General features: G+C 64.9%; 24 protein-coding genes. 11 read left to right on the top strand and 13 right to left on the bottom strand.

The window, feature by feature from the left end:
* Positions 1 to 2,344: SbcC/MukB-like Walker B domain-containing protein (locus tag CH256_RS02505; RefSeq protein ID WP_143536504.1), on the top strand; the 2,344-nt coding region annotated here is incomplete at its 5' end.
* On the opposite strand, the gene CH256_RS02510 is transcribed toward CH256_RS02505, so the two are convergent.
* From CH256_RS02510 to CH256_RS02535, 6 genes are all read right to left on the bottom strand, one after another.
* Positions 2,326 to 3,606, bottom strand: coding sequence for an AI-2E family transporter (locus CH256_RS02510; RefSeq protein ID WP_094668784.1), 1,281 nt, complete (start codon positions 3,604 to 3,606; stop codon positions 2,326 to 2,328). The genes CH256_RS02505 and CH256_RS02510 overlap by 19 nt on opposite strands.
* 51 nt (positions 3,607 to 3,657) lie before the next feature.
* On the bottom strand, positions 3,658 to 4,155 hold the full coding sequence (locus CH256_RS02515; RefSeq protein ID WP_094668785.1) for a methylated-DNA--[protein]-cysteine S-methyltransferase: 498 nt from the start codon (positions 4,153 to 4,155) through the stop codon (positions 3,658 to 3,660).
* Positions 4,152 to 5,618 (bottom strand): DNA-3-methyladenine glycosylase 2 family protein, encoded by a 1,467-nt coding sequence (locus tag CH256_RS02520; RefSeq protein ID WP_094668786.1) that lies wholly within the window; start codon positions 5,616 to 5,618, stop codon positions 4,152 to 4,154. The genes CH256_RS02515 and CH256_RS02520 overlap by 4 nt, the downstream gene beginning before the upstream one ends.
* Before the next feature lie 57 nt (positions 5,619 to 5,675).
* On the bottom strand, positions 5,676 to 5,846 hold the full coding sequence (locus tag CH256_RS02525) for a YbdD/YjiX family protein (RefSeq protein ID WP_094641195.1): 171 nt from the start codon (positions 5,844 to 5,846) through the stop codon (positions 5,676 to 5,678).
* Positions 5,847 to 8,120, bottom strand: a complete 2,274-nt coding sequence (locus CH256_RS02530) for a carbon starvation CstA family protein (protein ID WP_094668824.1) — start codon at positions 8,118 to 8,120, stop codon at positions 5,847 to 5,849.
* A 141-nt stretch (positions 8,121 to 8,261) separates the two neighbouring features.
* On the bottom strand, positions 8,262 to 9,443 hold the full coding sequence (locus CH256_RS02535) for an ROK family transcriptional regulator (protein WP_094641197.1): 1,182 nt from the start codon (positions 9,441 to 9,443) through the stop codon (positions 8,262 to 8,264).
* A gap of 142 nt (positions 9,444 to 9,585) precedes the next feature.
* Between CH256_RS02535 and edd the strand changes: the two genes are divergently transcribed.
* Positions 9,586 to 11,409: a phosphogluconate dehydratase gene (gene edd, locus CH256_RS02540; protein ID WP_094668787.1), complete on the top strand. Its 1,824-nt coding sequence runs from the start codon at positions 9,586 to 9,588 to the stop codon at positions 11,407 to 11,409.
* Between the two features lie 29 nt (positions 11,410 to 11,438).
* The gene (eda, locus tag CH256_RS02545) at positions 11,439 to 12,068 is read left to right on the top strand and encodes a bifunctional 4-hydroxy-2-oxoglutarate aldolase/2-dehydro-3-deoxy-phosphogluconate aldolase (RefSeq protein WP_094668788.1); all 630 of its coding nucleotides are present in this window, start codon (positions 11,439 to 11,441) and stop codon (positions 12,066 to 12,068) included.
* Between the two features lie 19 nt (positions 12,069 to 12,087).
* On the opposite strand, the gene CH256_RS02550 is transcribed toward eda, so the two are convergent.
* On the bottom strand, positions 12,088 to 12,858 hold the full coding sequence (locus CH256_RS02550; RefSeq protein ID WP_094668789.1) for an SDR family NAD(P)-dependent oxidoreductase: 771 nt from the start codon (positions 12,856 to 12,858) through the stop codon (positions 12,088 to 12,090).
* 102 nt (positions 12,859 to 12,960) lie between these two features.
* Here CH256_RS02550 and CH256_RS02555 point away from each other — a divergent pair, with 102 nt between their 5' ends.
* From CH256_RS02555 to CH256_RS02575, 5 genes are all read left to right on the top strand, one after another.
* Positions 12,961 to 13,797 (top strand): helix-turn-helix domain-containing protein, encoded by an 837-nt coding sequence (locus tag CH256_RS02555; protein ID WP_094668825.1) that lies wholly within the window; start codon positions 12,961 to 12,963, stop codon positions 13,795 to 13,797.
* An 88-nt stretch (positions 13,798 to 13,885) separates the two neighbouring features.
* Positions 13,886 to 14,206 carry a CD225/dispanin family protein gene (locus tag CH256_RS02560; RefSeq protein WP_082898947.1) on the top strand — a complete coding sequence of 107 codons (321 nt, stop codon included), beginning with the start codon at positions 13,886 to 13,888 and terminating at the stop codon, positions 14,204 to 14,206.
* Positions 14,207 to 14,383: 177 nt separating this feature from the next.
* Positions 14,384 to 15,463 carry a redox-regulated ATPase YchF gene (gene ychF / locus CH256_RS02565; protein WP_032386277.1) on the top strand — a complete coding sequence of 360 codons (1,080 nt, stop codon included), beginning with the start codon at positions 14,384 to 14,386 and terminating at the stop codon, positions 15,461 to 15,463.
* A 216-nt stretch (positions 15,464 to 15,679) separates the two neighbouring features.
* Positions 15,680 to 16,033, top strand: a complete 354-nt coding sequence (locus CH256_RS02570; RefSeq protein ID WP_068052898.1) for a DUF1801 domain-containing protein — start codon at positions 15,680 to 15,682, stop codon at positions 16,031 to 16,033.
* Positions 16,034 to 16,206: 173 nt separating this feature from the next.
* Positions 16,207 to 16,824 carry a class I SAM-dependent methyltransferase gene (locus CH256_RS02575; protein WP_094668790.1) on the top strand — a complete coding sequence of 206 codons (618 nt, stop codon included), beginning with the start codon at positions 16,207 to 16,209 and terminating at the stop codon, positions 16,822 to 16,824.
* A 24-nt stretch (positions 16,825 to 16,848) separates the two neighbouring features.
* Here CH256_RS02575 and CH256_RS02580 read toward each other — a convergent pair whose 3' ends face one another.
* The 4 genes from CH256_RS02580 to CH256_RS02595 all read right to left on the bottom strand — a co-directional run bounded on the left by CH256_RS02580 (position 16,849) and on the right by CH256_RS02595 (position 20,766).
* On the bottom strand, positions 16,849 to 17,856 hold the full coding sequence (locus CH256_RS02580) for a polysaccharide pyruvyl transferase family protein (RefSeq protein WP_094668791.1): 1,008 nt from the start codon (positions 17,854 to 17,856) through the stop codon (positions 16,849 to 16,851).
* Positions 17,853 to 18,755: a glycosyltransferase family 2 protein gene (locus CH256_RS02585; protein ID WP_094668792.1), complete on the bottom strand. Its 903-nt coding sequence runs from the start codon at positions 18,753 to 18,755 to the stop codon at positions 17,853 to 17,855. Before CH256_RS02585 ends, CH256_RS02580 begins: the two co-directional genes overlap by 4 nt.
* A gap of 66 nt (positions 18,756 to 18,821) precedes the next feature.
* The gene (locus CH256_RS02590) at positions 18,822 to 19,994 is read right to left on the bottom strand and encodes a winged helix DNA-binding domain-containing protein (RefSeq protein ID WP_094668793.1); all 1,173 of its coding nucleotides are present in this window, start codon (positions 19,992 to 19,994) and stop codon (positions 18,822 to 18,824) included.
* A gap of 4 nt (positions 19,995 to 19,998) precedes the next feature.
* A complete protein-coding gene (locus CH256_RS02595) occupies positions 19,999 to 20,766 on the bottom strand; it encodes a metallophosphoesterase family protein (protein WP_094668826.1) in 768 nt (255 codons plus the stop codon).
* Positions 20,767 to 20,913: 147 nt separating this feature from the next.
* Here CH256_RS02595 and CH256_RS02600 point away from each other — a divergent pair, with 147 nt between their 5' ends.
* Positions 20,914 to 21,243 carry a hypothetical protein gene (locus CH256_RS02600; protein WP_068052945.1) on the top strand — a complete coding sequence of 110 codons (330 nt, stop codon included), beginning with the start codon at positions 20,914 to 20,916 and terminating at the stop codon, positions 21,241 to 21,243.
* Positions 21,244 to 21,248: 5 nt separating this feature from the next.
* On the opposite strand, the gene CH256_RS02605 is transcribed toward CH256_RS02600, so the two are convergent.
* On the bottom strand, positions 21,249 to 22,622 hold the full coding sequence (locus CH256_RS02605) for an FAD-binding oxidoreductase (RefSeq protein ID WP_094668794.1): 1,374 nt from the start codon (positions 22,620 to 22,622) through the stop codon (positions 21,249 to 21,251).
* Positions 22,623 to 22,662: 40 nt separating this feature from the next.
* Between CH256_RS02605 and CH256_RS02610 the strand changes: the two genes are divergently transcribed.
* A complete protein-coding gene (locus CH256_RS02610) occupies positions 22,663 to 23,202 on the top strand; it encodes a hypothetical protein (RefSeq protein ID WP_094668795.1) in 540 nt (179 codons plus the stop codon).
* 6 nt (positions 23,203 to 23,208) lie between these two features.
* On the opposite strand, the gene CH256_RS02615 is transcribed toward CH256_RS02610, so the two are convergent.
* The gene (locus CH256_RS02615) at positions 23,209 to 24,168 is read right to left on the bottom strand and encodes an SDR family NAD(P)-dependent oxidoreductase (protein WP_094668796.1); all 960 of its coding nucleotides are present in this window, start codon (positions 24,166 to 24,168) and stop codon (positions 23,209 to 23,211) included.
* A gap of 71 nt (positions 24,169 to 24,239) precedes the next feature.
* Between CH256_RS02615 and CH256_RS02620 the strand changes: the two genes are divergently transcribed.
* On the top strand, positions 24,240 to 26,153 hold the full coding sequence (locus CH256_RS02620; protein ID WP_094668797.1) for an alpha-amylase family protein: 1,914 nt from the start codon (positions 24,240 to 24,242) through the stop codon (positions 26,151 to 26,153).
* The last annotated feature ends 52 nt before the right edge of the window (positions 26,154 to 26,205 follow it).

Below are 26,205 nucleotides of genomic sequence, written 5' to 3' on the forward strand. Positions count from 1 at the left end.
CGCGGGCGAGGACGGCGAGCAGCCGGACCCGCTCGAGTGGGCGGCCGACGTCCTGGCCGATGCCCGGCAGAATCGGACTCTCGCGCAAGGTCGGGCGGTGCTGATCGATGCGGCAGCTCGGCGTGCGTCGACAGCTCTGACGAAGGCCACCACCGTTCTCGATCTGCAGCGTCGTCGGGCTCTCGCCGAGGCGCAGCTCGTGCAGTATCGGGAGGGCGAGACGGAGGTCTGCGGCAGTGGCCGCGATCGGTCCGGCGGCCGCGGAATCGGCGAGCTCGGTTCTGCGCGCAGCTCGCGCCGTCTCGCCCTCCCGATACTGCACGAGCTGCGCCTCGGCGAGAGCCCGACGACGCTGCAGATCGAGAACGGTGGTGGCCTTCGTCAGAGCTGTCGACGCACGCCGAGCTGCCGCATCGATCAGCACCGCCCGACCTTGCGCGAGAGTCCGATTCTGCCGGGCATCGGCCAGGACGTCGGCCGCCCACTCGAGCGGGTCCGGCTGCTCGCCGTCCTCGCCCGCGAGGCCGACCGACTCGACGGCACCCTCGTCGAATATCGTGCGCAACAACGCACTACCGCAGCGGCAATCGAACGCACCGTGCAATCGCAGGCCTCGATGCCCGAGAAGATCGCAGCGGTCGAATCGCGGATGGCACGAGCCGCCTCGGCTGTGGCGGAGTTGCCGGGCCTCGAGGAGCGCTGCAGTCGGGCCCGCGCGGCAGCCGAGTCGGCTCTCGAACTGGTACGCACACGTGCGACTCTGGCCGAGGCCGAACGTGCCCGCGACAGCGCCCGGACAGCGCACAACACCGCCCGGGAGCACCTCCTCGATCTCCGTGAGCGACGCCTCGACGGGATGGCCGCCGAGCTGGCGGCTCGTCTCGAGGCGGGCGAGCCGTGCGTCGTGTGCGGATCGGAGGTGCACCCGTATCCCGCTGCAGCGTCGACGTCGACGGTGACCAAGGCACAGGAAGACAAGGCCGCTGCCGCAGAACGCAAGGCCGCTGCCGTGCTCGATCAGGCGGTGGCGGTTGTCGCTCGAGCTCAACGGGACGTGGATCTGCTGCACGACCGCACCGGTGGGGCATCCGCTGCGGAGTCGGCCCAGACGCTCGATGCCGCGACCACCGCAGTGCAGGACGCGCGTGCGCGTGCCGCCGATGTCGAACCGGCAACCGCTGAGCTCGATCGCCTGCGGAGCGAGTCGGACGCGCTGACGGTCACGCTCCACGACCTGGTTGCCTCGCGGAGTGCCGTGGACGAGCGCATCGCGGCCACCGAGGAATCGCTGACGCAGATGCGTGCGTCGGTGGCCGAGGAAGTGGACGAGGGCGCGTCGCTGGCAGACCGAATCGCGGAGCGAGAAGCGCTGATCGACGGTGCCCGGCGAATTCAGGAAGCGCGTATCGCCTGGCTCGACGCCACTGCGCGGGCCAATGCGCTGGCAGCAGAACTGGACCGTCGGGTGGAGGCGTCGAACTTCGAGTCCGTCGACGCCGCGGCCGGGGCAGTGCTGACCGCAGACCGCGTCGAGCAGATCGAGACCGAGCTGCGTACCGCCGAGGAGACGCGTGCGCATGCCGAGCACGTGCTGCGCGAGCCCACCATCGTGGACGTGGCCGGTCGGCCGCCGGTGGATCTGGCCCCGTTGGAGCAGGCGTGCGCCGAGCTGGACGACGAGGTCAGGGCCGCTGCTGCGTTGGTGGCCGAATGCCGAAGGCGCGCAGACGATCTGGAACGGTTGATCGCCGAATTGTTCACCGCGGCCCAGGCCATCGCGCCGCAACGTGCGGAATTCGACGAGCTCGCCAACCTGGCGGACGTGGTGGCAGGCCGGGGACAGAATGCACGCAAGATGTCGTTGCGCTCGTACGTCCTCGCGTCTCGACTCGAGGATGTCGCCGAGTCCGCATCCGCGCGGCTGCGTCGAATGTCCTCGGGACGATACGAATTCGTGCACTCCGACGAGGCAGGCGTCCGCGGCAAACGGGGCGGTCTCGGACTGGACATCAGGGACGACTACACCGGTGTGGTGCGCTCGGCCAAGACACTGTCGGGCGGTGAGGCATTTCTCGCGTCGCTCTCGCTCGCGTTGGGCCTCGCCGATGTCGTGGCTGCCGAATCCGGTGGTGTCGTCCTCGACACCATGTTCATCGACGAAGGATTCGGCACGCTCGACGCCGACACCCTCGAGTCGGTGATGGCGGTTCTCGACGAACTACGTGCGGGCGGACGCGTCGTCGGCGTCGTCAGTCACGTCGACGAGATGCGTCAGCGCATTCCCAGTCGCCTCTACGTCAAGCGGGAGCGCACCGGATCCACGCTTCAGGTAGTGGCTTCCTGACCCGAGTCCTTCTTGTCGGAGTTCTTCTCCTCGTCGAGGCCGGCCTGCTCCTCGGTCAACCCGTCGGGCGGCGGGATTTTGTCCTCGAGCTCGTCCTGGTCCGGTTCGTTCGAGCGCGCATCGATCTGCTCGGACAGGTACCGGATCATCACGGCCGCAACCGCCGCAGCCGGGACGGCCAGGAACGCGCCGATGATGCCGAACAGTGAGCTGCCTGCCGTCACGGCGAGCAGCACGATCGCCGGATGCAGGTTCATGCTGCGGCTCTGCAGGATCGGCTGCAGCACATTGCCTTCCAACTGCTGTACCGCGACGATGATGGCGAGCACGATCAGTGCAGTGGTCAGCCCGTTCGCAACCAGGGCCACCAGCACAGCGAGTGCGCCGGCAACGAACGCTCCGACGATCGGAATGAAGCCACCGATGAACGTCAGGGTCGCCAGCACCAGCGCCAGCGGAACGCCGAGAATGACCAGTCCGAGACCGATGAAGAATGCATCGATGAAACTGACGATGGCCTGAGTTCGGATGAATCCGCCGAGGGTCGCCCACATCCGTGAGAGCACCTCGCCCAGATGGGTTCCGGCGCGGCCACCGGAGAACCCGTGCAACCACGGCAGAAACTTCGGTCCGTCCTTGACGAAGAAGAACGTCAACACCAACACCAACGCCAGAGTGACCAACAGCGAGCCGGCGGCGGATACGCCGGTGAACACGCCGGTGGCGATGACCTCCCCGCTGTCCTGTAGCCGCGACACGATCGCCGACACGGCCGAGTCGATCTGGTCGTCGCCGATGTTCAGCGGCGGCCCCTTCAACCAGTCCTGTACCTGTGCGATACCGCCCGATGCCTGGTCTACCAGCTCCGGTGCCTGCTCGGCGACCGACGGAACGATCAGAGTGATGATGCCGCCGATGACGACGAAGAACACCACGAGCGATACCGACGCGGCGAGGGCGGGAGGAAATCCCAGACGCATCATCAGTTTGGCCGGCGGCCACAGCACCGTCGCGACGATGACGGCGAGCAGGACCGGCAGCAGGATCACCCAGAACTGCCCGATCAGCCAGCCCAACACCCACGCCCCGGCTGCGATCGCAATGAGGATCAGCGACCACTTGGCCAGCCACATACCGCCGACCCCGATGAGGTCACCACGATCACTGCCGGACGTCGTGGACTTCGACGGACTGCCGGGCACTGCCGATTCGGTCACTGTGGCTTCCTCACATTCGGCGGATGGCGGATCGTGAAGAACCATAACGTCTCGGTAGGCCCAGCTGTATGTCACCGCCGTCCAAGGCGAGGCCTTTCAGGCCGCCTCGTGTGCCAACAGCCATTCCTTGACGGGCAGGCCCCAGCGAAAACCGCCGAGGGCCCCGCCGATTCGAACCACCCGATGGCACGGCACGAACAGTGCAGCCGCATTGCGCGCGCATGCCGACGCAGCACCACGGATGGCTGCCGGTCTACCCGACAGTTCTGCGAACTCGGAGTAGGTCACCGGCGCACCGGGTTCGACAGTGCGCAGAACTCCCCAGGCGTGCATGAGAAATTCGCCGGATCGTTGCGCGACGGCAACGGAGTCGATGGCGGTCAGCTCTCCGCGGTGATAGTTCTCGACGGCGCGCGTCACATCGCCGAGATGGGCCGCCGTGCGCACGCTGTCGGGGCGCATCGTCGGGTGGATCAGGACGCGGAGTTCTTCGACATCGGCGGTCCACCCGGATGCCAGGACGCGCTGATCGGCGTCGACGATGGTGGTGAACGGGCCTATCGGGGTGTCCTGGGTGGCGGCGGTGGCAGTCATTGCTGTCTTCTTTCCAATGCGGTGATCCACAGGTGCATCGAGACGTACGAACGCCACGGTGCCCAGCGCTGCGAATTCTTCAACGAAACGTCCAAAGCCTCTGCGCCTTGGCGGACGACGAGATCGGTATCGAGCAGAACATCGGGATCGCCGAGCAGCCGCATCACGACGTATCGGGCGGTCCAGGGTCCGATTCCTTTGAGCGCGAGCAGTTCTCGCTCCAGTTCCGGCCCTTCTCGCGCAGGATGGAGCACGACGGTTCCCGACGCGATGGCGTCGGCGACGCGGATGACGGTCTGGACCCGGGCGGCAGGTCCGGTGAGTACCTCGTGGCCTCTTTCGGCGATGACGGCAGGTTCGGGAAACAGTCTTGTGACGGTGTCGTTGCCGAGATCGAGTGGTGCACCGAGAGCGTCGACGAGTCGGGCGGTGTGGGTGGCCGCGGCCTTCAATGAGATCTGTTGTCCGATCACTGTGCGCAGCAACATCTCTGCGCCGTCGACCACTCCCAGGGCGCGGATGCCCGGGTGGGCGTCGACGCTCGGTGCCAACTGAGGGTCTGCGCTCAGTGCGTCGTCGACGGCGAGTGGATCGGCATCGAGATCGAGGAGGTGTCGGATGCGGGCGACGGCAGGAGCCAGATCGCGCATGTCCTGCAATGTCACTGCGGCGCTGACGAATCCGTCCATCACCCGTAGTGCCACGAGCCCGGCGGCGTGCGGCAGGCTCAGAGATCGCACGTATTCGCCGTCCTCGGAGAACGATTCGATGCCCTCGACCACGTGGCCCCGCAGGAACCACTCGATCCAGCCGCGGTCGAGTGGCGGGCGGTACGGCAAGCGCAGGGTGACGGTTCCGCCCGCGGTCGGTACGACAGTGCGGTGCGCTTCTCGACGCAATGTCGACGGGTCGACGGCGAAGACTTCCTTGATGGTGTCGTTGAACTGCCGGACGCTGGAGAAGCCGGCCGCGAAGGCGATGTCGGCCATCGACATGTCGGTGGTTTGAATCAGTGTGCGGGCGGTGTGGGCGCGGTGCGCGCGGGCCAGCGCGAGCGGTCCTGCACCGACCTCGGCGGTGAGCACTCGGGTCAACTGCCGGGTCGAGTAGCCGAGGGTGCTGGCGAGGCCGTCGACGCCACCGCGTTCGACGGCTCCGTCGGAGATCAGCCGCATGGCACGAGAACTGAGGTCCGAGTGGATGTTCCAGCGTGGGGAACCGGGGGTGGCGTCGGGCTGGCAGCGGCGGCAGGCTCGGTAGCCGGATTGTTGCGCCGCCGCTGCGGTGGCGAGAAACGAGACGTTGCCCGGCTTGGGTGTGCGGGCCGGGCAGGAGGGTCGGCAGTAGATGCCGGTGGTGGAGACGGCGGTGAAGAACTGGCCGTCGAACCGTGCGTCACGCGAGGAGACCGCGCGATAACACCGATCGAAGTCCAGTTCTTGCACCTGCCGTTCACTGCTCATGCACCTACTGTGTCAGCGCGGACGCTTCGGTGCTAGCGGAAATCGGACATCACCGTGTCAGCAGCATCGAGCTCCTGGGTTCCGGTCCGCCTCCGCGTGCCTGTCCTTCCAGTACTGCCGCACGGTGGGCGGTTCCTGATCCGGATGGTGGCGGGCCAGATGGGCGACGTAGCGGTCGTAATCGTGATCGCCCATCACCGAGGTGATCCACCACCACAGCCCGCGCATCTAGTGCGCCGATCCGGGGCGACGGACGGTGCCCGCCTCGATCAGCTCGTCCCATTCGGCCTGGATCTTCTTCTCGGCCGGGGTGAGCACGAAGCCGGTGGGGCCGAAGATCTTCGACGGCACCTCGGGCTCCTCGTTGTCGGGCAGGTTGTCTCCTCGAACTGCCTTGATGCACACCCATACTCCGGCGAACACGACGACCAGGACCAGTACCGCGAAGATGATCGACAGCGTGCCCTGAATGAAGGTGTTGCGGATGACGGCGTCGATGGCCTCGGGGGTCTTGGCGCTGCCGAACTCGCTCAGGCCCTGCGCCTTGGCGTCGCGGAACTGGGAATGCTGCGTCCAGTAGCCGATGGCCGGGACGGAGGAGAAGATCTTCTGGTACGACGCGGTCATGGTGACGATCAGGTCCCACGCCAGCGGAACCCCGGGAATCCACGCCCACTTGTAGAGGCCGCGCTTGACGACGATGACCATCACCACCGTCAACGCGATGGCGGCAAGGAGCTGGTTGGCGATACCGAACAGCGGGAACAGGGTGTTGATGCCGCCCAGTGGATCGGTGACGCCCATGAGAAGGATTGCGCCCCAGGCTGCGACGACGATCAGCGAGCAGATCCAGGCGCCGGGGCGCCACGACGGATCCTTGAACTTCTTGGCCGAGGCTCCGGGGAGGTTGCCGATGCTGTCGGAGAGCATGAAGCGTGCGACGCGGGTGCCTGCGTCGACCGTGGTGAGGATGAACAGTGCCTCGAACATGATCGCGAAGTGATACCAGAACGACTTCAGCGATTCGCCGCCGAACACCTGGTGCAGTACCTCTGACATGCCGAACGCGAGTGTCGGTGCGCCGCCGGTGCGGGAGATGATCGTTTCCTCACCCACATCGGTTGCCGCCTGGCTCAATTCGGCCGGGGTGATGTCGCCGCCACTGAGGCCCAATCCGTTGACGTACGTCGCTGCAGTTTCCGGGGTGCCACCGGTCAGCGTGGAAGGAGCATTCAACGCGAAGTAGATGTGCTGATCGAGAACACAGGCGGTGATGAGCGCCATGATGGCGACGAACGACTCGGTGAGCATGCCGCCGTAGCCGATCATGCGCATCTGCTTTTCCTTCTCCAACAGCTTCGGCGTGGTGCCGGAGGAGATCAGAGCGTGGAAGCCCGACAGCGCGCCGCAGGCGATGGTGATGAACAGGAACGGGAACAGCGAGCCTGCGAACGCCGGGCCGTTGCCCTCGGTGGCGAAGCTCGTCATCGCGGGCATCTGGATCTCGGGACGCGCGATGAGGATGCCGACGGCCAGCAAGGCGATGGTGCCGACCTTCATGAACGTCGACAGGTAGTCGCGCGGGGCGAGCAGCAACCACACCGGCAGGATGCAGGCGAGCAGGCCGTAGCCGATCAGCAGCCAGGCGACGGTCACCTTGGAGAGGGTGAACCAGTCGGTGCCCCAGTCGGTCTCGGCAACCCAACCGCCGGCGACGATGGCGAGCAGCAGCAGGACGACGCCGATGAGTGAGACTTCGGTGACGTTGCCCGGCCGCAGGAAGCGCAGGTAGACGCCCATGAACAGTGCGATCGGAATGGTCAGTGCGATGGAGAAGACGCCCCACGGGCTTTCGGCGAGAGCGTTGACGACGACGAGTGCGAGGACCGCGATGAGGATGATCATGATGACGAACACTGCAATCAGCGCGGCGGTGCCGCCGACGACTCCGAGTTCGTCGCGGGCCATCTGGCCGAGGCTGCGGCCGTGGCGACGCGTCGAGATCCACAGCACCAGGAAATCCTGTACGGCACCGGCGAACACGACGCCGATGATGATCCACATGGTGCCGGGCAGGTAGCCCATCTGAGCGGCGAGGACGGGGCCGACGAGCGGGCCTGCTCCGGCGATCGCGGCGAAGTGGTGGCCGAACAGCACCCGACGGTCCGTCGGCATGTAGTCCTTGCCGTTTTCCAGAATCTCGGCAGGAGTGGCGCGGTCGTCGCGTGGGAAGACGATCTTTCGTTCGATCAGCCTGGCGTAGAAGCGAAAAGCGAAGATGTACGTACACACCGCGGCGATGACGAACCAGACGGCGTTGGGATTCTCTCCGCGGACGATCGCGATGATCGTCCACGCAACACCGCCGAGTAGGCCGATGGCGACGAGCATCAGGCGCTTGATCGGGGTCATCGGATGTGACTCGACGACGCCGACCGGCGGTAGGTCGGGATCTGTCTTCAGCAATTCGACGTGTGGTTCGTCGGCCGCTTTCAGTGACATGTGTGGGGTCTCCAGGATCGCAGGTGTGACTGCGATCACCCTATGTGGGCCGCCGGTGTGCGTCCTCGAATCGACGCATCGCGGTGCGCCCGGCGGTCGCTGGAGTGCGACGAGCGGCAATCGCGGCGACGATGCCCGCGGTCAGCCGCCCAGTGCGTCGTCGACGGCCCGGGCGCTGAGCACCTGATCCAGCACCAGCGCCGCACTGCCGATCACCCCGGAGAGGTCACCGTGGGTGGTGGCCTGGATGGTGAGGGCCTTGGTGGCCAGCGCGGTGGCGTTTCCGTAGACGGTCTCGCGGAGGCCGGCGACGAAGATGTCGTATGCGTTCGCCATGTCGCCACCGACGATGAGGACCTCGGGGTTGAGCAGGTTGACGGCACCGGCCAGAGTTTCACCGATATGGCGTCCGCTGTCGCGAATGAGCCTGCGCGCTTCGGGGTCACCGCTCACCGCGAGATCGACGACGCCGCGAACGTGGCCCACTTCGCGGCCCTGCTCGTTGAGTGCGCGCACCAGAGCCCAGCCGCCCGCGATGGCTTCGAGGCAGCCGCTGTCGCCGCACCTGCACGCGACGCCTGCCGCGGCTGCAGTTTTGGTGTGGCCGAATTCGCCTGCAGCGCCCAATGATCCGCGCTGCAATGCGCCGCCCGCGACGATTCCGGCACCGAGCCCGGTCGAGGCCTTGACGAGTAGGGCGTTCTGGAAGCGATCTCGATTGTCTCGACGTTCGGCCAGCACCATCGCGTTGGCGTCGTTGTCGAGGAAGACCGGAGCAGACGTGGTGTCGGCGAAGAACGGTGCCAGCGGCACTCCGTCCCAGCCGTGCATGATCGGCGAGTCCAGGCTGCACCCTCGGTCGGTGTCGGCGGTGCCGGGGATGGACAGTCCGACGCCGAGGATGCGGTGGTCGGTTCGGTGCGATTCGTCGAGCAATGCCTGCAAGCGCTTGGTGATCTGCGGCATCAGCTCGTCCGGGCCGACGCCGATTTCCTGATCGACGGTATCGCTCGCGAGCAACTCGCCGCCGAGGGTGAACACGCCCAGTTGGGAGCGGCTGCGTCCGATCGCGGCGGCGAGCACCACACCGGCGTCGATGTCGAAGGACAGTCTCGCCGGGGGTCTACCGCCGGTGGAGTGCGTGTCCTCGGTTTCGATGACCAGGCCGAGCTCGGTGAGCGCGGCGACGCGGGAGGCGACGGCCGACCGTGAGAGTCCGGTGATTCGGCCGAGTTCGGCACGAGTAGCTGCTTCTCCGTCGCGAATCAGAGCGAAAACCTCACCTGCCGTCGCAGGTGGAGCGCTCAGGCGCGGCATGGACATAAACGCCATTCAACCAACTGGCAACTTTTACGGCAACAGCCTAAGAAGTGCCACTTATAACTTTGAAAAGCATAAGTTGGGTTGTCGGTCGACCTAATTGGCCTTAGGGTGAGTGATGAGAGACTGAACATCGGAGATACTCATGGACACACTTCATCCGGTCCTGCGTCAGGTCACCGACCGCATCGCAGACCGCAGCCAGTCCGACCGCACCGCCTACCTCGCGCGAATCGCATCGGCCGGGGATCGAGGCCCGGCCCGTGGCCGCCTCGCCTGCGCCAACATCGCTCACGGCTTCGCAGCCTCCGGCAAGGCCGACAAGCAGGCCCTGCGCGGCATGGTCAAGCCCAACATTGCGATCGTCTCCGCCTACAACGACATGCTCTCGGCGCACAAGCCGTTCGAGACCTATCCGGCCGTGCTGAAGAAGTCGGTCATCGACGCCGGCGGCATCGCGCAGTTCGCCGGGGGAGTTCCCGCCATGTGCGACGGCATCACCCAGGGCCGTGACGGCATGCAGCTCTCGTTGTTCAGTCGCGACATCATCGCGATGTCGACCGCAATCGCGTTGTCCCACGACATGTTCGACGCCACCCTGATGCTCGGGGTGTGCGACAAGATCGTCCCCGGAATGCTCATCGGCGCACTGAGTTTCGGTCATCTGCCTGCGGTGTTCGTGCCCGCTGGGCCGATGACGTCCGGACTCCCCAACGGAGAGAAGGCAAAAGCGCGCCAGCTCTACGCCGAGGGCAAGGTGGGGCGCGAGGCTCTGCTCGACGCCGAGGCCGCGTCGTATCACGGCAGTGGCACCTGCACGTTCTTCGGAACGGCCAATTCCAATCAGTTGCTCATGGAGGTCATGGGCCTGCACCTGCCGGGATCGTCGTTCGTCAACCCCGGAACCGCGATGCGCGACGCGTTGACCCGCGAGGCGGCGCACGTCGTCACCGGTCTGACGTCGTTGGGCGACAACTACACTCCGGTGGGGGAGGTCGTCGACGTCAAGTCGATCGTCAACGGCTGCGTCGCGTTGCTCGCCACCGGTGGTTCGACCAACCACACGATGCACCTCGTCGCCATCGCCAAAGCCGCCGGAATCACGCTGACGTGGCAGGACCTGTCGGATCTGTCGGCCGTCGTGCCGCTGATGGCCCGGATCTACCCGAACGGCAAGGCCGACGTGAATCACTTCCACGCGGCCGGTGGACTCGGGTTCGTCATCGGGTCTCTGCTCGACGCCGGGTTGATGCACGAGGATGTGAAAACCGTTGCCGGGCAGGGTCTACGGCGCTACACGCAAGAGCCGAAGCTCGACGGCGACGGGGTGATGTGGCAGGACGGTACTCGGATGAGCCACGACGACACCGTGTTACGAGGCGCGAACGAGCCGTTCAGCGCCGACGGCGGACTGAAGATGCTGACCGGGGCGATCGGCAAGTGCGTCATCAAGACTTCTGCACTGGCACCCGAACATCGCGTGGTCACCGGACCGGCACGAGTGTTCGACGATCAAGCCGACTTCCTCGAGGCATTCGACGCAGGGCTACTCGACGGCGACTTCGTTGCCGTGCTGCGTTATCAGGGCCCGCAGGCCAACGGTATGCCCGAGTTGCACAAGCTCACCCCGGCTCTCGGAATTCTGCAGGACAAGGGACGGTCCGTCGCGCTGATCACCGACGGCCGAATGTCCGGTGCCTCCGGCAAAGTCGCTGCGGCAATTCACCTCACGCCCGAGGCCGCGAGTGGGGGACCGATCGCGAAAATTCTCGACGGTGACATCATCACTCTCGATTCCCTCGGTGGCACACTGTCGATCGACGTACCGCTCGACGAGTTCGAGGCACGGCCGGTCACCGGCCGAGCCTTGGACAAGGACGAGTGGTCCAGCACCGGTCGCGACTTGTTCTCGGGCATGCGTGCGCTCGTCGGCCCGGCCGACGAGGGTGCAATGTTCGTCATGCGCTGAGCCCCGTAACTCCAGAAGAAGGTAAGAACGTGACTGCATCTCTGCTCGACCGCGTCCCCGTCATCCCCGTCGTCGTCATCGAGAACCTCGATCATGCCGTTCCGATCGCCCGCGCCCTGGTGGCGGGCGGAGTGCCCGTCATCGAGCTGACCCTGCGGACACCGGTGGCCCTCGACGCCATCGAGCGCATCGCCGCCGAGGTCCCCGACATCCTCGTCGGTGCCGGCACCATCATCACTCCCGGCCAGGCCAAGCAGGCCGCAGATGCGGGCGCTCAGTTCCTGGTGTCGCCGGGCTGCACTTCGGGATTGACCAAAGCCATGCGAGACACCGGGCTACCCCACTTGCCCGGTGCTGCAACGGTGTCCGAGGTGCTCACCCTCCTCGAAGCCGGCTACACCGAGCTCAAGTTCTTCCCGGCCGAAGCATCCGGTGGTGCGAATTTCTTGAAGTCGATCCACTCGCCGATCCCGGCCGCACGCTTCTGCCCGACGGGTGGCATCTCGACCTCCAATGCATCGAGCTACCTGGCGCTGCCGAATGTCGGCTGCGTGGGCGGATCGTGGCTCACTCCGGCCGCGGCTGTCGCGCAGGAGGATTGGGACGCCGTCACTCGGTTGGCCGAGGCCACCTCGGTGCTGAAGACCCCAGCCCAGTAGCGGTCTTCGGTACGCGCGTTCATCCGCGGGTGACCGAGATGCCGCCGTCGACGTAGAGCGTTGTGCCGTGCACCATCGCGGCGTCGTCGGAGACCAAGAACAACACACCGTTCGCGATGTCCTGGGGCGAAAGGACAGTGCCTGCAGGCGTTCCGGCTGTCATGGCGTCCAACACCTCCCGCGCATCCTCGTTGCCCGGCGTCAGCGTCGCACCGGGTGCAAGGGCGTTCACCCGCACGCCGCGTGGACCGAACTCGGCGGCCCAACTTCGCGTGAGTTGTTCGTCGGCGGCCTTGGTTGCGGAGTACATCGCGGCGAACGGGCTCCCCATCGTGGCCATCCACGATCCGATGTTCACGATGACGCCGCTCCCACGCTCGGCCATGGCCGGTGCGAGTTCACCGACGAGGACGTGTGGGGCACGGACGTTGACGGCGAGCATTGCATCGAGTTGCTCGTCGGCGAGATCCGCGGTTGCGGTGGCGGGATAGATGCCGGCGTTGTTGACGAGAATGTCGACTCGGCCCCCGAGTGCAGCGGTAGCGACGCCCGCGAATCCGCGGATGTCCTGGTAGCTGCCGGAGAGGTCCACCGGCACGAAACTCGCGGTGCCGCCGGCCGCGGAGATTCGATCGACCACCGCCGAACCCTTCGCGGAGTCGCGGCCGCTGACGACGATCGATGCTCCGTGCGCGGCGAGAGTCGAGGCGATTGCGGCACCGATACCGCTGGTGGATCCGGTGATGACGGAGGTCCGTCCGGAAAGTCGCTGTGATGCAGAAGAAGTCATGACGTCATGTCTACGGGCGCTGAACACGGCGAACCAGGCGTCACTCGACCTAGGTCTGGCATGACCAGGCTGGCAACCATCGGTGTAGCTACTGTGGGATTCGTGAGCAACGACAGGTCCGCCCTCAGCGCGTTTCTGCGTGATCGGCGCGACCGCATCACCCCCACCGAGGCCGGACTGCGCACGTATCCCGGTACTCGACGAGTGCCTGGACTGCGGCGGGAAGAACTTGCTGCGATGGCCGGAGTGAGCCCGGACTACTACAGCAAGCTCGAACAGGGTCGGCAGGCGAACGTCTCGATCGAGGTGCTGCGAGCGATCGCTCGGGCATTGAAGTTGAACGAGGTGGAGTCGGCTCATCTGCTCGACCTTGCATCTCCCGCCGGATCCGTCGATGACGCCACCGAGCGACCGGATCCGGGATTGCTCCAGGTGATGAGGACGCTCGATCACGTTCCGGTGCTGTTACTGGGGCGTTCGGGCACCATCCTGGCCAGCAACGCATTGGTTCGATCGGTGCTGAGTTTGCCGTCGGCGGCTGGAGAATCGCTGTTCGACTATCTGTTTCGCAATCCCATCGCCCGCGAGCGAATCGTCAACTGGTCGCAGTTCGCGGCCGCCGCGGTCGCCAATCTGCGCCGCGACCTCGCCCGTCGACCCGGGGACGGTGTGCTCACTGCGTTGATCGACGAATTGCGTTCCAGTGAGCCGTGTTTCGAGCAATGGTGGAGCGACCACGAGGTTCGAGAATTCGAGCGTGCAACAAAGATCATCCAGCATCCGGCGGCGGGGACCCTCGAATTCGGTATCGAGTTTCTGATCGCGCCCAGCGAGCCGGGGCAGAGTCTCATCGTCTACACGGTCGAGGACGGGTCGAGCACCGCCAAGATCCTGCCGATCCTGGCGAGCTGGGACCCCAATTCGGCAATCACCACCTGAACTCGAGATCGACCGGATTCGTTTCGATGGAACCCGACGCGTCGGTGCGGCGTCCTACTAGCTGTCCGTCATCGAACAATCGGGGGAAATGATCATGTCGAATCCGTACGAGCAGTCAGAGTTCCAGCAGCCCTATCCGGCAGCGCAGTCCTATGTGCAGGCACCGACTCTGCCGTCGTCCAATGCGGGATGGGCCGTCGTCGCCATCATCTTCTTCTGGCCGTTGGCCATCCCGGCCTTCAATCACGCACTCAAAGTGCACCCGCTGTGGATGATGGGGGACGCTCAGGGCGCGCTCTATTCGTCGAATCGTGCCGGGTTCTTCGGCAAGCTGTCGCTGGGGATATTCGTCGTCCTCATAGTTCTGTACTTCGCCTTCATTGCACTGGTCGTCGCGAACTCGTACTAGGTCCCGACAGTTGACCTCGACGTAGCTCAGGTTTCTCGCATCGCGGGCGTGGGCAGAGAGTCCGATCCGGATCGTGCCCGCGCTGACGTGGTTGTGTCGCCGCCCAGGGTGCCCGGCCTCGTCGCTGGCCGGGCACTGTCCGAGCTGGTGGTGTCGTCAAAGTAGACTCCATAGACCGTGAGCCTCACCCTCGGAATCGTCGGACTGCCCAACGTCGGCAAGTCCACCCTCTTCAACGCACTGACCAACAACGATGTGCTGGCCGCGAACTATCCGTTCGCCACCATCGAGCCCAACGTCGGTGTGGTCGCGCTGCCGGATCCCCGGCTCGAGAAGCTGGCCGAGGTGTTCGGTTCGGAGAAGCTCGTGCCTGCGCTGGTGTCGTTCGTCGACATCGCCGGCATCGTCAAGGGTGCGTCCGAGGGCGCAGGTCTGGGCAACAAGTTCCTCGCCAACATTCGTGAAGCCGACGCCATCTGCCAGGTCGTTCGTGTCTTCGCCGACGACGACGTGGTGCACGTCGACGGTCGCGTCGACCCGACCGCCGATATCGAGGTCATCGAAACAGAACTGGCGATCGCAGATCTGCAGACCCTGGAGAAGGCCATCCCGCGCCTCGAGAAAGAGGTGCGGATCAAGAAGGATCGCAAGCCTGCACTCGACGCGGCGCTGGCAGCGCAGGCTGTGCTGAACGACGGCAAGACGCTGTTCTCTGCCAAGGCGAAGCTGGACTTCGAGCTGCTCGGTGAATTCCAGCTGCTCACCACCAAGCCGTTCCTCTACGTCTTCAACGCCGACGAGTCGGTGCTCACCGACGACGCGAAGATCGGTGAGCTCGCGCGTCTCGTTGCTCCCGCCGACGCCGTGTTCCTCGATGCCAAGATCGAATCCGAGTTGCTCGAACTCGACAAGGAATCGGCAGCGGAACTGCTCGAATCCGTCGGACAGACCGAGCCCGGTCTCGACGCTCTCGCGCGCGCCGGCTTCCACACACTCGGCCTGCAGACCTACCTCACCGCTGGCCCGAAAGAGGCTCGCGCGTGGACCATTCATCGTGGTGACACCGCACCGCAGGCAGCGGGCGTCATTCACACCGACTTCGAGCGCGGATTCATCAAGGCCGAAATCGTCTCCTTCGACGACCTCGTCGCCGCGGGTTCCATGGCCTCGGCCAAGGCTGCAGGCAAGGTACGCATCGAGGGCAAGGACTACGTCATGTCCGACGGCGATGTGGTGGAGTTCCGCTTCAACGTCTAGAGCGACGAATCCGCCGAATCGGTGGCGCAGTACGACCGCAGGTCGGATATTCTTACCGCGGTGGTACGCGCCACCGACTGCGCTTCCACGTGGCAACCACGTGAATCATCGAGGAGAGGCCTGACCAGCTCAGGACATGTCCGGATGGGGTGCGGCGCAGAAATGCGCCATCTTCATTCCGCCGATGCCCGACATCGGTTGACGAAAGGACATGACATGTCGTCGAAGGACGAGAAGAACCTGACTCAGGTGATCGAGAAGATCTCGAAGATGGAGGAACCGCGGCGTTCGGTCATGCAGCGTGTGCACGACATCATCGTGTCCGCGGCCCCCACGTTGAAGCCGCGGATCTGGTACGGAATGCCCGCCTACGCGAAGTCGGCGAGCACGCCTGCGCTCGTGACGCTGCGCAACGACGATCGATTGAATCTGGCCATCACCGAGAAGGCGGCATTTCACGCTGCCGGTGGTGCGGACGGGCAATTGATGCCGGCGGCGTGGTATTTCGAGACTGTGGACGACGCTACGGCGCAGCGTATCGCCGAGATCGTTCGTTCTGTCGTCGACTGAGCGAGCACGCTCGGTAGACCGAGGGTCCCGGGGAGACAACGAGGCTCACGGGACCCTCGCCGTGACGGAAGATCCAACAGGTCCGTGGTGGCGTGTTCTGCGAGTGGGGCGTCGTCGTCTGCGCCGCCCACCGATGCTGACTACGCTCCGAATCAGACGATAGGAGAACGTGAATGGGTCTGCAGGAACTCGAGGCATTGGTGCACCGAACCGCCACTGCTGGGGAACCTTTCGAGCGGGGAGCCGACGAGGCGGAGCAGGCATATTTGTCTTCGCTTGCGGCACGGCCGAGTACGAAGCTGATCTGTGAGGTCGGGTTCAATGCCGGCTTCTCGAGTTGGGCGTTCCTCGACGCATCGACCGACACGACCGTCGTGTCGTTCGACCTGGCCGCCTATGCCTACAGCGACGCCGCGAAAGTCCATATCGACGAACACTTTCCGGGCCGACACACGCTGATTCAGGGTGACTCGCACACCACCATTGCGGCCTACGCGAAGGAACACCCGTACATGCGGTTCGACGTCATCTTCATCGACGGAGACCACTCGGTGGAGGGCGCTCGCGCAGATCTCGACGATCTACGTGCGCTCGCTACCGCAGAATCGGTCGTGATCATGGACGACATCACCCCGTGGCTCTGGTTCGGCGAAGGCCCCACTCAGGCGTGGCAGGATGCGGTCGACGAGGGTCGGATTCTGCACACGCAGTACTTCCGCGACGGGGAACCTGTCGACGCGGTGGAACCTCCCGCCGCTCGCGCCTGGGCCGAGGGCCGCTACCCCTTCTGAACCTCCGTGCGGTGCAAGCAGCGTTCATCCACGACAGTCGGACACGGCCTGCCGAACCAACTCGGCAGCCTCGTCGGAGTTCGATGCGTAGTGGACATTGTCGAAGCGGTGCAGGTAGGCGTCGTAGATGCCGGAGACCTTCTTGTTCGCGTTGTCCATCGCCACGACACGTTTGCCCATCATTGCGGCCAGTACAGCTGCGTGCAGTCGATCGGTGAGCACGACAGGAGCTAGGTTCAGAATACGTTGCGCCACACGAAGGTTGAGCTTGGCTGTTTGCTCGTACGAGCGTAGAAGAGCGGGGTAGAGCAGCCGATTCGTTCTGGGGAAGCGTTGCGCAATCAGAGTCGGCAGCATCACAGCCGTCGAGATCGCCAGATCCGCTCCGCGCAGGCCCCAGTCGTAGTGCACGGACGAGGCGTCGATGGTCACCGCCGCGTGGCCGAGGCTTTCCGAATCGGCGCGCAGGAGTTTCACGACGTCCACTGCAGATCCTTCGGTGCTTCGAGCGATGTCGGCACCGAACGCCATGTCCGGACAGTATTCGACGCGGTTGTTCGGGAAATGGGCGAGCGCCAACTCGTACGAACGCTTTTCACGCAGCATGAGGGTCAGATCCGGGTGCTGTGCGTACAGGCCTGCGGTACTCGCAAGGGCGTCGGTGTCGGCAAAGTCGATGCTCTGGGGGAGGCAGACGATCTTGTTGCGAGGAAACCGCGCAACGATCGCTTCACGGAATTTCTGGTCGATCGGCCACCGGTCACCGAAATTTCCCCCGCCTTGCAGAAACAGGGTCCCGTCACCGATTCGTTCCTCGAGAAGAGCATCGTTGTGAGTGAACGGATCCGACACGTAGTCGACGTGCACGTCCAACCGCTTCAAATACTCGACCTCGCCGGCGTAGATGAGCGAGTCGCCGGCGTTGTAATGATTCGGAAAGTCCAGGTGAGCCACTCGATCTCCCGATGCCGCGTGAGGCCGCAGGACGGCGAGAGTCTCCTCGCGTATCGCGTCGATGGACCCGCGGGTCATCGGACGCTCGGCCGCTGTCGTCGGCCAAGCGTCGTCACTCGAATCCGCAGTGCGCCGTAGTGAATCCCGATGTAGTGAGCCCACAGACCGACGGGCATCGGTCTCAGCATCTTCGGTAACCACGGATTGCGAACTGTCGCAAGATAAAGAATCGATACTGCGTGAACGGGGATCCGCACGAACGACGACGGGTGCGGGCAGCCCGCCGCACGGTGCTTCGTCGACAGTTGGTAGGACGTGTGCCCGTAGGCGCGGCCTTGCACGAACGATCGACGGACAGTGGTTCTGATGCGGTAGGCGACCAACGCATCGGCGGCATGTCCGAGCGTCAATCCCGCTTGCTGAATCCTCCACGAGTAATCGACGTCCTCGGCACCGCCGATGAGGTCCTCGTCGAAGTCTCCGACCTTCTCGAAAACTCCTCGCCGCATTGCGAAGTTGCTGCCCGGCGCGTACGGCAGGTAGGCAGTGGGGAACAGAGCGCCGGGTGGCGGTACATTTCGCCACTCCGCCACGTCTGCCGAATTGAGGGATTCGATTTCGAGTGCGCCACCCACAGCGTCGAAGCTGTCGAGCGCACGCACCATCGCAGTCACCCACGTCGGATGAGCGACGTCGTCATGGTCGAGGAGGGCCACTACGTCACCGCGTGCGGCTTTCACGCCGACGTTTCTGGCGTACGAAGCTCCACGCTTGGCGGAGGCGTCGACCGTACGTATCGACAGCGGCAGAGACAGCTCTTCGAGGTGTGAGCGCAGGCCATCGCTCGAGCCGTTGTCGCTGATTATGAGCTCGACATCGCCCGCGTAGTCCTGTGCGGCGATGGCCTCGAGCTGCTCGTCCAGATCGGGCAAACCGTTGTACACGGGGAGGACGATGGAAACCAGACTGATCGGCACGGTCTGACCCTACCGCGAATTCGAGCGCTGATCGTTCGCGTGCACCGCTGACCAGGCGCAGGTCGGCTACTTCTTCCCACGAAGTTTCTTCTCCAGAGGTGTCGGGAAGGAGGGGACCACCGGGGTGCCGTCGAGCAGGGTGTTGAGTCGTGCGGCCTCGGCTGCGACTGCTTTCGACGCCGTCGATCCGACGTCCTCGAGCAATTCGGTGACCACCTCGCCGGAACCGGTCACCGCCCAGCCGCCGACGATGCGGCCCCCGGACCAGATGGTCGGGCCGATGTTGCCGAAGGTGTCGAACAGCGGTGCCTTGTGTTCGCCGAGATACCAGGCGCGGTGCTTCCATCCCATCGGCGTGGGATCGAGCGCAGGTAGCAGCATGACGCTCGTACCGGAAGGTTTCTCGAAAACAGTGCTGGACAACATGATTCCATCGCCCTCGGTCAGTTCGACGGCCACGGTGTCCAGGCCCGAGACCGCACCGCGAGTCTGCGTCTTGTTCCAGCCCGTCCACCACTGCAGGTCGTCGAGGGTTGCGGGTCCGAATACTTCGAGCCATCGTCGTGCCAGGACCGTCCTCGCCTCGGTCTCGTCGAGTTCGGGAATCCCGTCCGGCCACCAGTGATCGATCGGTGCCCATGCGTGCCGTCGGGAAGTCCACGCGCCCCGCGGTTCGACGCGCACCAATTTTCCCTCGGCAGCCATCATCACCAGCACCTCGGAGGTGACGTACCGCTTGACGTCGTACACCTTGTCGGTGGTCGGTAGCAGCGCTGTCTTGAGGCCTGCAACTGCAGAGGACAGTTCTGCACCGGTGGCAGTTCCCATCGATCGCAACGCCGATTCGGTCTCGGCTTCGGTTGCGGCGAGCCATGATTCGACGTCGTCGATCACCGGTTCGGTGGGCAAAGTGGAGACCTGCTTGATCAGCCGCGCTCGCATGGTGCGCGCAACCCCGAGGCTCGCCGCAGCGTGAATCATCGGAACGTCGTCATGAGCGACGACGAACATCGTGCGCCGCATCGCCATCAACCGCACCAGGCTCCGGCGCTCGTACATCGCATCACGAACATCCGAGAGTCCCAGTGTTCGAGCGCGGGCGAGCACCGACAGATACACCGTCGCCGGATCGGTCGCATGCAACGCGAGGAGTGACGACACCACACCTTCGGTGGTCGAGGCACGGGCGAAGTGCTGCGCGACGAGCCGGTGTCGGCGCTGAGCGTCGGTGATCTTCACGCGATCAGTGTGACTGCTCTTGTGGCGCAGGGCCGACGAATCCGGTGAGAAGAGCGTCGGCGATGTCGTTCATCCCGTGTGCGCGGGCGTCGTCTGCCGCACCGACGTGGTCGTATTCGACCAACTCGAACGACACTGTCCAGCTGCCACTGTCGTGGTCGTCGAGTACCGCGTAGCGGGCATGCGGAGACCCGGATTCCATGACGTGAGGGTAGGGGAGATCGTCGTCGTACGCGGGGGTGCCGACGCTTCCGGGATTGACCACGAGTGTGCCGCTGGGGAGAGTCCACTGTCGCTGCAGGTGGGTGTGTCCGCAGGCGATGACAGCTTTGTCGGTGAAACCTGCTGCCCGGTAGAGAATTTCGGCATCGGTTGCCTCGCGAGAGCCGTCGGGGTCGACCGAGTGCAGAAAGTACTGCTGATCATCGGTGGGCGTTCCGTGCACTGCGAGGATTCCGTGATCGAGGTCGAGTGAGAACGGCAGCGAGCCCAGCCACTGTCGATGCTCGTCGTCGAGTCGATCATGGGCGTGCCGATCCCAACTACCCATCGAATCGGGATGCTGTTCGAGCAGATAGCGATCGTGATTGCCCGCGATCGTGGGCATGTCCAAGGCCATGAGTCGATCCGCAGTTCGACGCGGATGCAGGCCACCGGAGAGCAGATCGCCGAGATTGATCACCGAGTCGACGCGATGACCTTCGATGTCTTCGAGGACGGCGTCGAGCGCCGCGATGTTGCCGTGAATGTCGGCTATGAGAGCTACTCGCACGACCACAGAATCGCAGCGTGGGCAGTCGACTGCAACACGGCAGCCCGTGGCGCGATCGTTGCGACCTAGAACTGCGTGGTGGCGCATTGCTATTCGACCTGCGAGACTGCGCTGACGGGAACCGATGGGGAAGAGGGTGACGGTCGCATGGTGGCTACGGTGTGTGCCATCACCTTCGCTGTGCTGCTGCACATCGTCGCCGCTCGAATTACCGCTCGTGAGAACTACGGCTCCAGGTTGCCGGCAGTGAATGGCTCGTATCCGGTCAGACCTGCCCAACGCGCTCGACGTGCTCAGACTGCCGGTTGGATACTGAGCCTTTTCGGTGCGCTACAGCTCGGCAATCATTTCTGGCTGACCCAGCCGTGGCTGGCCGTGAGCGTCATGGTTGCGGTTCTCGTGCTGGTCAACGGCCTGCCGAGTCTGCTGGTGACCGTGCTGCACAACGGCAATCTGCGATCACAACCACAGGGCTGAAACCGTTACGGCGCGAACACCTTGCCGGGGTTCAGGATTCCGTGGGGATCGAGCGCCTTTTTCACCGCTCGGTGCATGTCCAACACCACCGGATCGAGTTCTTGCACCAGACCGTCCATCTTGAGCAGTCCGACTCCATGCTCGCCGGTGACGGTGCCACCGAGTTCCAGTGCCGCGTCGATGATTTCGGCAAAGGCGGCCTGAGCGCGTTCCCGGGCCGGAAGGTCGTCGTGTGGCGTGATGAGCAATGGGTGCAGGTTTCCGTCGCCTGCGTGGGCGATGTTGGCGATCGTCGTCTCGTAGCGTAGGCCGATCTGCTCGATGCGCGAGAGCATCTCGGGCACATGCTTCTTCGGCACGCAGACATCCTCGGTCAATACCGGCCCCAGGCGCTCCATCGCCGGATACGCCAACCGTCGGGCAGTGAACAGCGCGTCGGCCTCCTCCTGATCCGTCGAGACCGCGGACCACGTGGCCCCGGCCTCCTCGAAGCAGGAGAGCATCTTCTCGGCTTGCTGATCGCCGATCAGTCCGGGATCGTCGATCCGCCCGAGCAGCACCACATTCGCCTCCACCGACAGCCCCATGTTCTTCCAGGCGTCGACGGCGATAAGGCACTGCTTGTCGATCAGCTCCAACGCGGAGGGCGTCAATCCGGCGGCGGCCACCGCGGCGACGGCACGCCCGGCGTCGACGATCGAATCGAAGTAGCCGGCGACGGTCCGCTGCGGATCCTGGAGCGGGCGCAGCTTGAGCGTCACCTCGGTGATGATGCCGAGCGTGCCTTCCGATCCGACCATCAGACCCGCAAGATCGTATCCGGCAACGCCTTTCGCGGTCTTTCGCCCGAGCCTCACCAATTCTCCGGTACCGGTGACCACCTGCATGCCCATGACGTAATCACGGGTGACGCCGTACTTCACGCAGCACAGTCCGCCGGCGTTGGTGGCGACGTTGCCGCCGATGGTCGACCACGGAGCGCTGGCCGGATCCGGCGGGTACCAGAGACCCTGTTCGGCGACCGCTGCCCGCAAGTGGTCGTTGACCACCCCCGGCTCGACGACGGCGTAGCGCTCGAGCGGGTCGATCTCCTTGATCGCGTCCATGCCGTCGAGGGCGAGCACGACGCATCCCTCGGTGGCATTCGCACCACCGGACAGTCCGGTGCCCGCTCCGCGAGTGATAATGGGCGCGCCGTGAGCGAGGCAGGCGCGAACGACGGCCTGCACTTCCTCAGCGGAGCGGGGCCGAACGACCGCGATCGGGACCGAATACGGTGCCCACTCTGCCTCGTCGTGCTGGTACGACGCGATGACGTCGGGATCGACAACGATCCGATCCGTGGGGAGCGAGTTCGACAACCGATCGACGAGCGACATGTCTCGACTGTAGCTATGCGATGTCCGATAGCGTCGGGTCATGGCAGTCGACTTTTCGTGGTCTCAGTTTCTGTGGATTGTCTTCGTTTTCGTCGGCGTGCCGTCGACGTTCTGGGCTCTCGTTCTGTGGGCCGTCTTCGCGAAGCGCCGAGAGATTGCGGGGACCGGCCCCCTTGGGCTGTGGGCCACCGGATCGACTGCTGCCGCATCGGGTTTCGTAGCGTGTGCAGGGTGGCTGAGCTGGTCTGCCGACTACCGAGGCGAAGTGCGTGGACCGGGTCTCCCGGCCCCGAACGAGTTCCCATCATGGCAAGTCGCAGCGTGCGGTGCGACGGTCGTGTTGCTGTGCCTGCTGGCCGCGCACCTGTCACGATGGCCGAAGACCGGGGGACACGTCGCTGCGTTGGGCCTGACGGTGGGCTTCTCGACGGCGTTCTGCGTCGACGCGAGTACCGATGTCACCGGGCAGTCGGGTGTGGGTGTCATTCTGTGCATGCTCGGCTGGGGATTCAGCTTGACCCTGCTGATCCTCATTCGAAACGCGGTCGTTGGGCGGAAACAGCCTGCACGCGAGCCGTGAACGACGTCAGATTTCGATACCCGTTGCCTCGACCACGCTGGCCCACAGGGCATCTCGCACGCGAGGTGAATCACCCCGCCACGACGGGTAGTGCGTCGGACGCGGGGCTCGGTCGTGCCAGAACGTGCCGGTACTGGTCAATGCCTGGTCGGATGCGACGAGCCAGACGATGGTATCGGCCCCGTCGTCGGCACTGCGCAGAATCGGCTTCATCACCGAACCGAACAGTGGCATCGATCCGGTGACGCCGGGTGTCGCCGCCCAGCCGGGATGCATGCTGTGCACCACCGGATCGTCTTCGAGCGAGAACCGCTCGGCCAGTTGCTCGGTCACCACCACCTGCATGCGCTTGGTCCTGGCGTACGCCGTCATACCGGAGTACTTGCCGTTCTCGTACTCGAAGTCGGCGGACTGCAGCGGCACCGGGTACATGCCGCCGCTGGAGACGAACACGACCCGCGATCCGGCGTCGAACAGTTCGCGCAGTCCCACCGTCAGCGCGACCGGCCCGAGAACGTGGGTGGCGAAAGCAGATTCGTGACCTTGTGCGGACAGCTGCCGCCCGTCCGGCATGACCCCGGCGCAGTGCACGAGCGCGTGCACCGCGGTGAGTTCCGACGCCAATGACGCGATCAACTCGGCAACGGAATCGAGATTGCTGATATCGCACTCGCGCACCACGAGCGAGGCGTCGGGCACGTCGTCTCGGATGGCGGCGGCCGCGGACTCCAGCCGATCGGCAGACCTACCGATCAGATGTACCCGTGCCCCCAACCTGGCCAGTTCCTTCGCCGTGGCTGCGCCCAAGCCGGACGACGCACCGGTCACCACCATGTCGATGGGGGAGGGGAACGGCGTCGGATCCGCGGCCCAGAATCGGCGACGCACCGTGGCACCGATGCGGGAGTATCCGGGAACGACTGCTCTGTCGAGGATCGTGTCCAGCGTGCGGGTCAGCAATGACATGCCGCTTTGATACCCCGCGGTAACCGGATGTATGCGCGCCCGCACGCTGGGGTCGATGCCAGAATGTGTCCATGGTTCACCCCGCCGTCTCCGACGTCACCCGCGAGATCCTCGCCGAACTTCCCGCCCACCGACGCGAGACGTTCGAGTTGCGTCTCGAGCAGTGGTTTCCCGATCTGCACGACGCGGTCACTGCCGTCTACCCCGATCCCGACGCCGTGGCGGCCACCCTCGTGGAGATCGCTGCGCGCGCCTATGCCGCCCGCCCGGAGGATCTGCACCGGCTCGATCAGCGTCGTTTGCTCGAACCGGACTGGTTTCAGCAGCCGGACATGTTCGGTTACGCCTGTTACGTCGACCGGTACGGCCGAACCCTGCGCGGGGTGGGGGACCGGCTCGACCATCTGACCGATCTGGGTGTCACCTACCTGCACCTGATGCCGCTGCTGCAACCGCGGCCCGGCGACAACGACGGCGGCTACGCGGTGATGGACTACCGAGCGGTGCGCGAGGATCTCGGTACCAACGAGGACTTACGGGCACTCGCGGAGACGTTACGCGGACGCGGCATCAGTCTCGTGGTCGATCTGGTGCTCAATCACGTTGCTCGCGAACATGAATGGGCCGAGAAGGCGCGCGCAGGCGATCCGAAGTATCGAGACTACTTTCTGATCTATCCCGATCGCACCACCCCGGACTCGTACGAGCGCACTCTCCCCGAGGTGTTTCCGGACTTCGCGCCCGGCAGCTTCACCTTCGACGACACCCTCGGCGAGTGGGTGTGGACGACGTTCAACGAATGGCAGTGGGATCTGAACTGGGCCAATCCCGCTGTGCTGCAGGAGTTCGCGAGTATCGTGCTGCACCTGGCAAACCTCGGGGTGGAAGTGCTGCGCCTCGATGCGATCGCATTCCTGTGGAAGCGGCTGGGAACCAACTGCCAGAACCAGCCCGAGGTGCACGCGGTCACCCAGGCCTTGCGCGCTACTGCTCGACTCGCTGCTCCGGCCACGTTGTTCAAGGCCGAGGCGATCGTCGGACCCCGGGATCTGCTGCCGTACTTGGGTCAGGGGCGGCACACCGGCCGAGTCTCGGACATCGCCTACCACAACTCGCTGATGGTGCAGGTGTGGTCGATGTTGGCAACGAGCAGTACAGCATTGGCGCGACACGCTTTGGCGTCTTTGCCCCCGACGCCGCCGAGTGGCACCTGGGTGACCTACGTTCGATGCCACGACGACATCGGCTGGGCCATCGACGACGGCGACGCGGCGTCTCTCGGGCTCTCGGGCGCAGGGCATCGCCATTTCCTGGCCGACTGGTACTCCGGGGAATTCGACGGCTCCTGGGCCGAAGGCCTTGTATTCCAGTACAACCCGGACACCGGCGACCGCCGGATCAGTGGAACCGCAGCAGCGCTGACCGGTCTGGGCCCGTCCCGCCTGGATCCCGACGGCGCGTTCGGGCGAATCTTCTTGGCGCACGCCGTCATTGCTGGATGGGGCGGAATTCCGGTTGTGTGGAGCGGCGACGAGCTCGGCTCCCCGGGCGATCCGAACTGGGCCGAGGAGCCAGCTCATGCCGAGGACAACCGGTGGGTGCATCGGCCGCGCGTGACCGACGCCGATCGCGCCGGCCGATTCCAGCAGGGGAGCGACGCGCAACGAGTGTTCGACGGGATCGCGCGGATCGCGAAGGTGCGCGCCGGACTACCGATGTTGCACGCCGAGGCACCGGTGGACGTACAGAGTGAGTCGGACGACGGTCTGCTCGTGGTGCGCAGGCGGCATCCCAGCGGCACCCTCGTCGCCCTCTACAACGTCACCGCCGAACACCGGCCGTTCCCGCACGCACAGCTGATCGAACTCGGTGTTCCGGCCCCGGTCGAGGTTCTCTCGCAGCACGATCTGCAGGTCGACGACGCCGGCTCGGTGTGGTTGCCACCGTATGCGGCGTGGTGGATCGTCGACAGCCCGCTGCGTTAGGAGAGGCGGAGCCGTGACCGGGCTGTTACCCTCCCCGAGACGGTCGGATGGA

Source organism: Rhodococcus sp. 05-2254-6 (genome assembly GCF_002258565.1).
Lineage (GTDB): Bacteria > Actinomycetota > Actinomycetes > Mycobacteriales > Mycobacteriaceae > Rhodococcoides.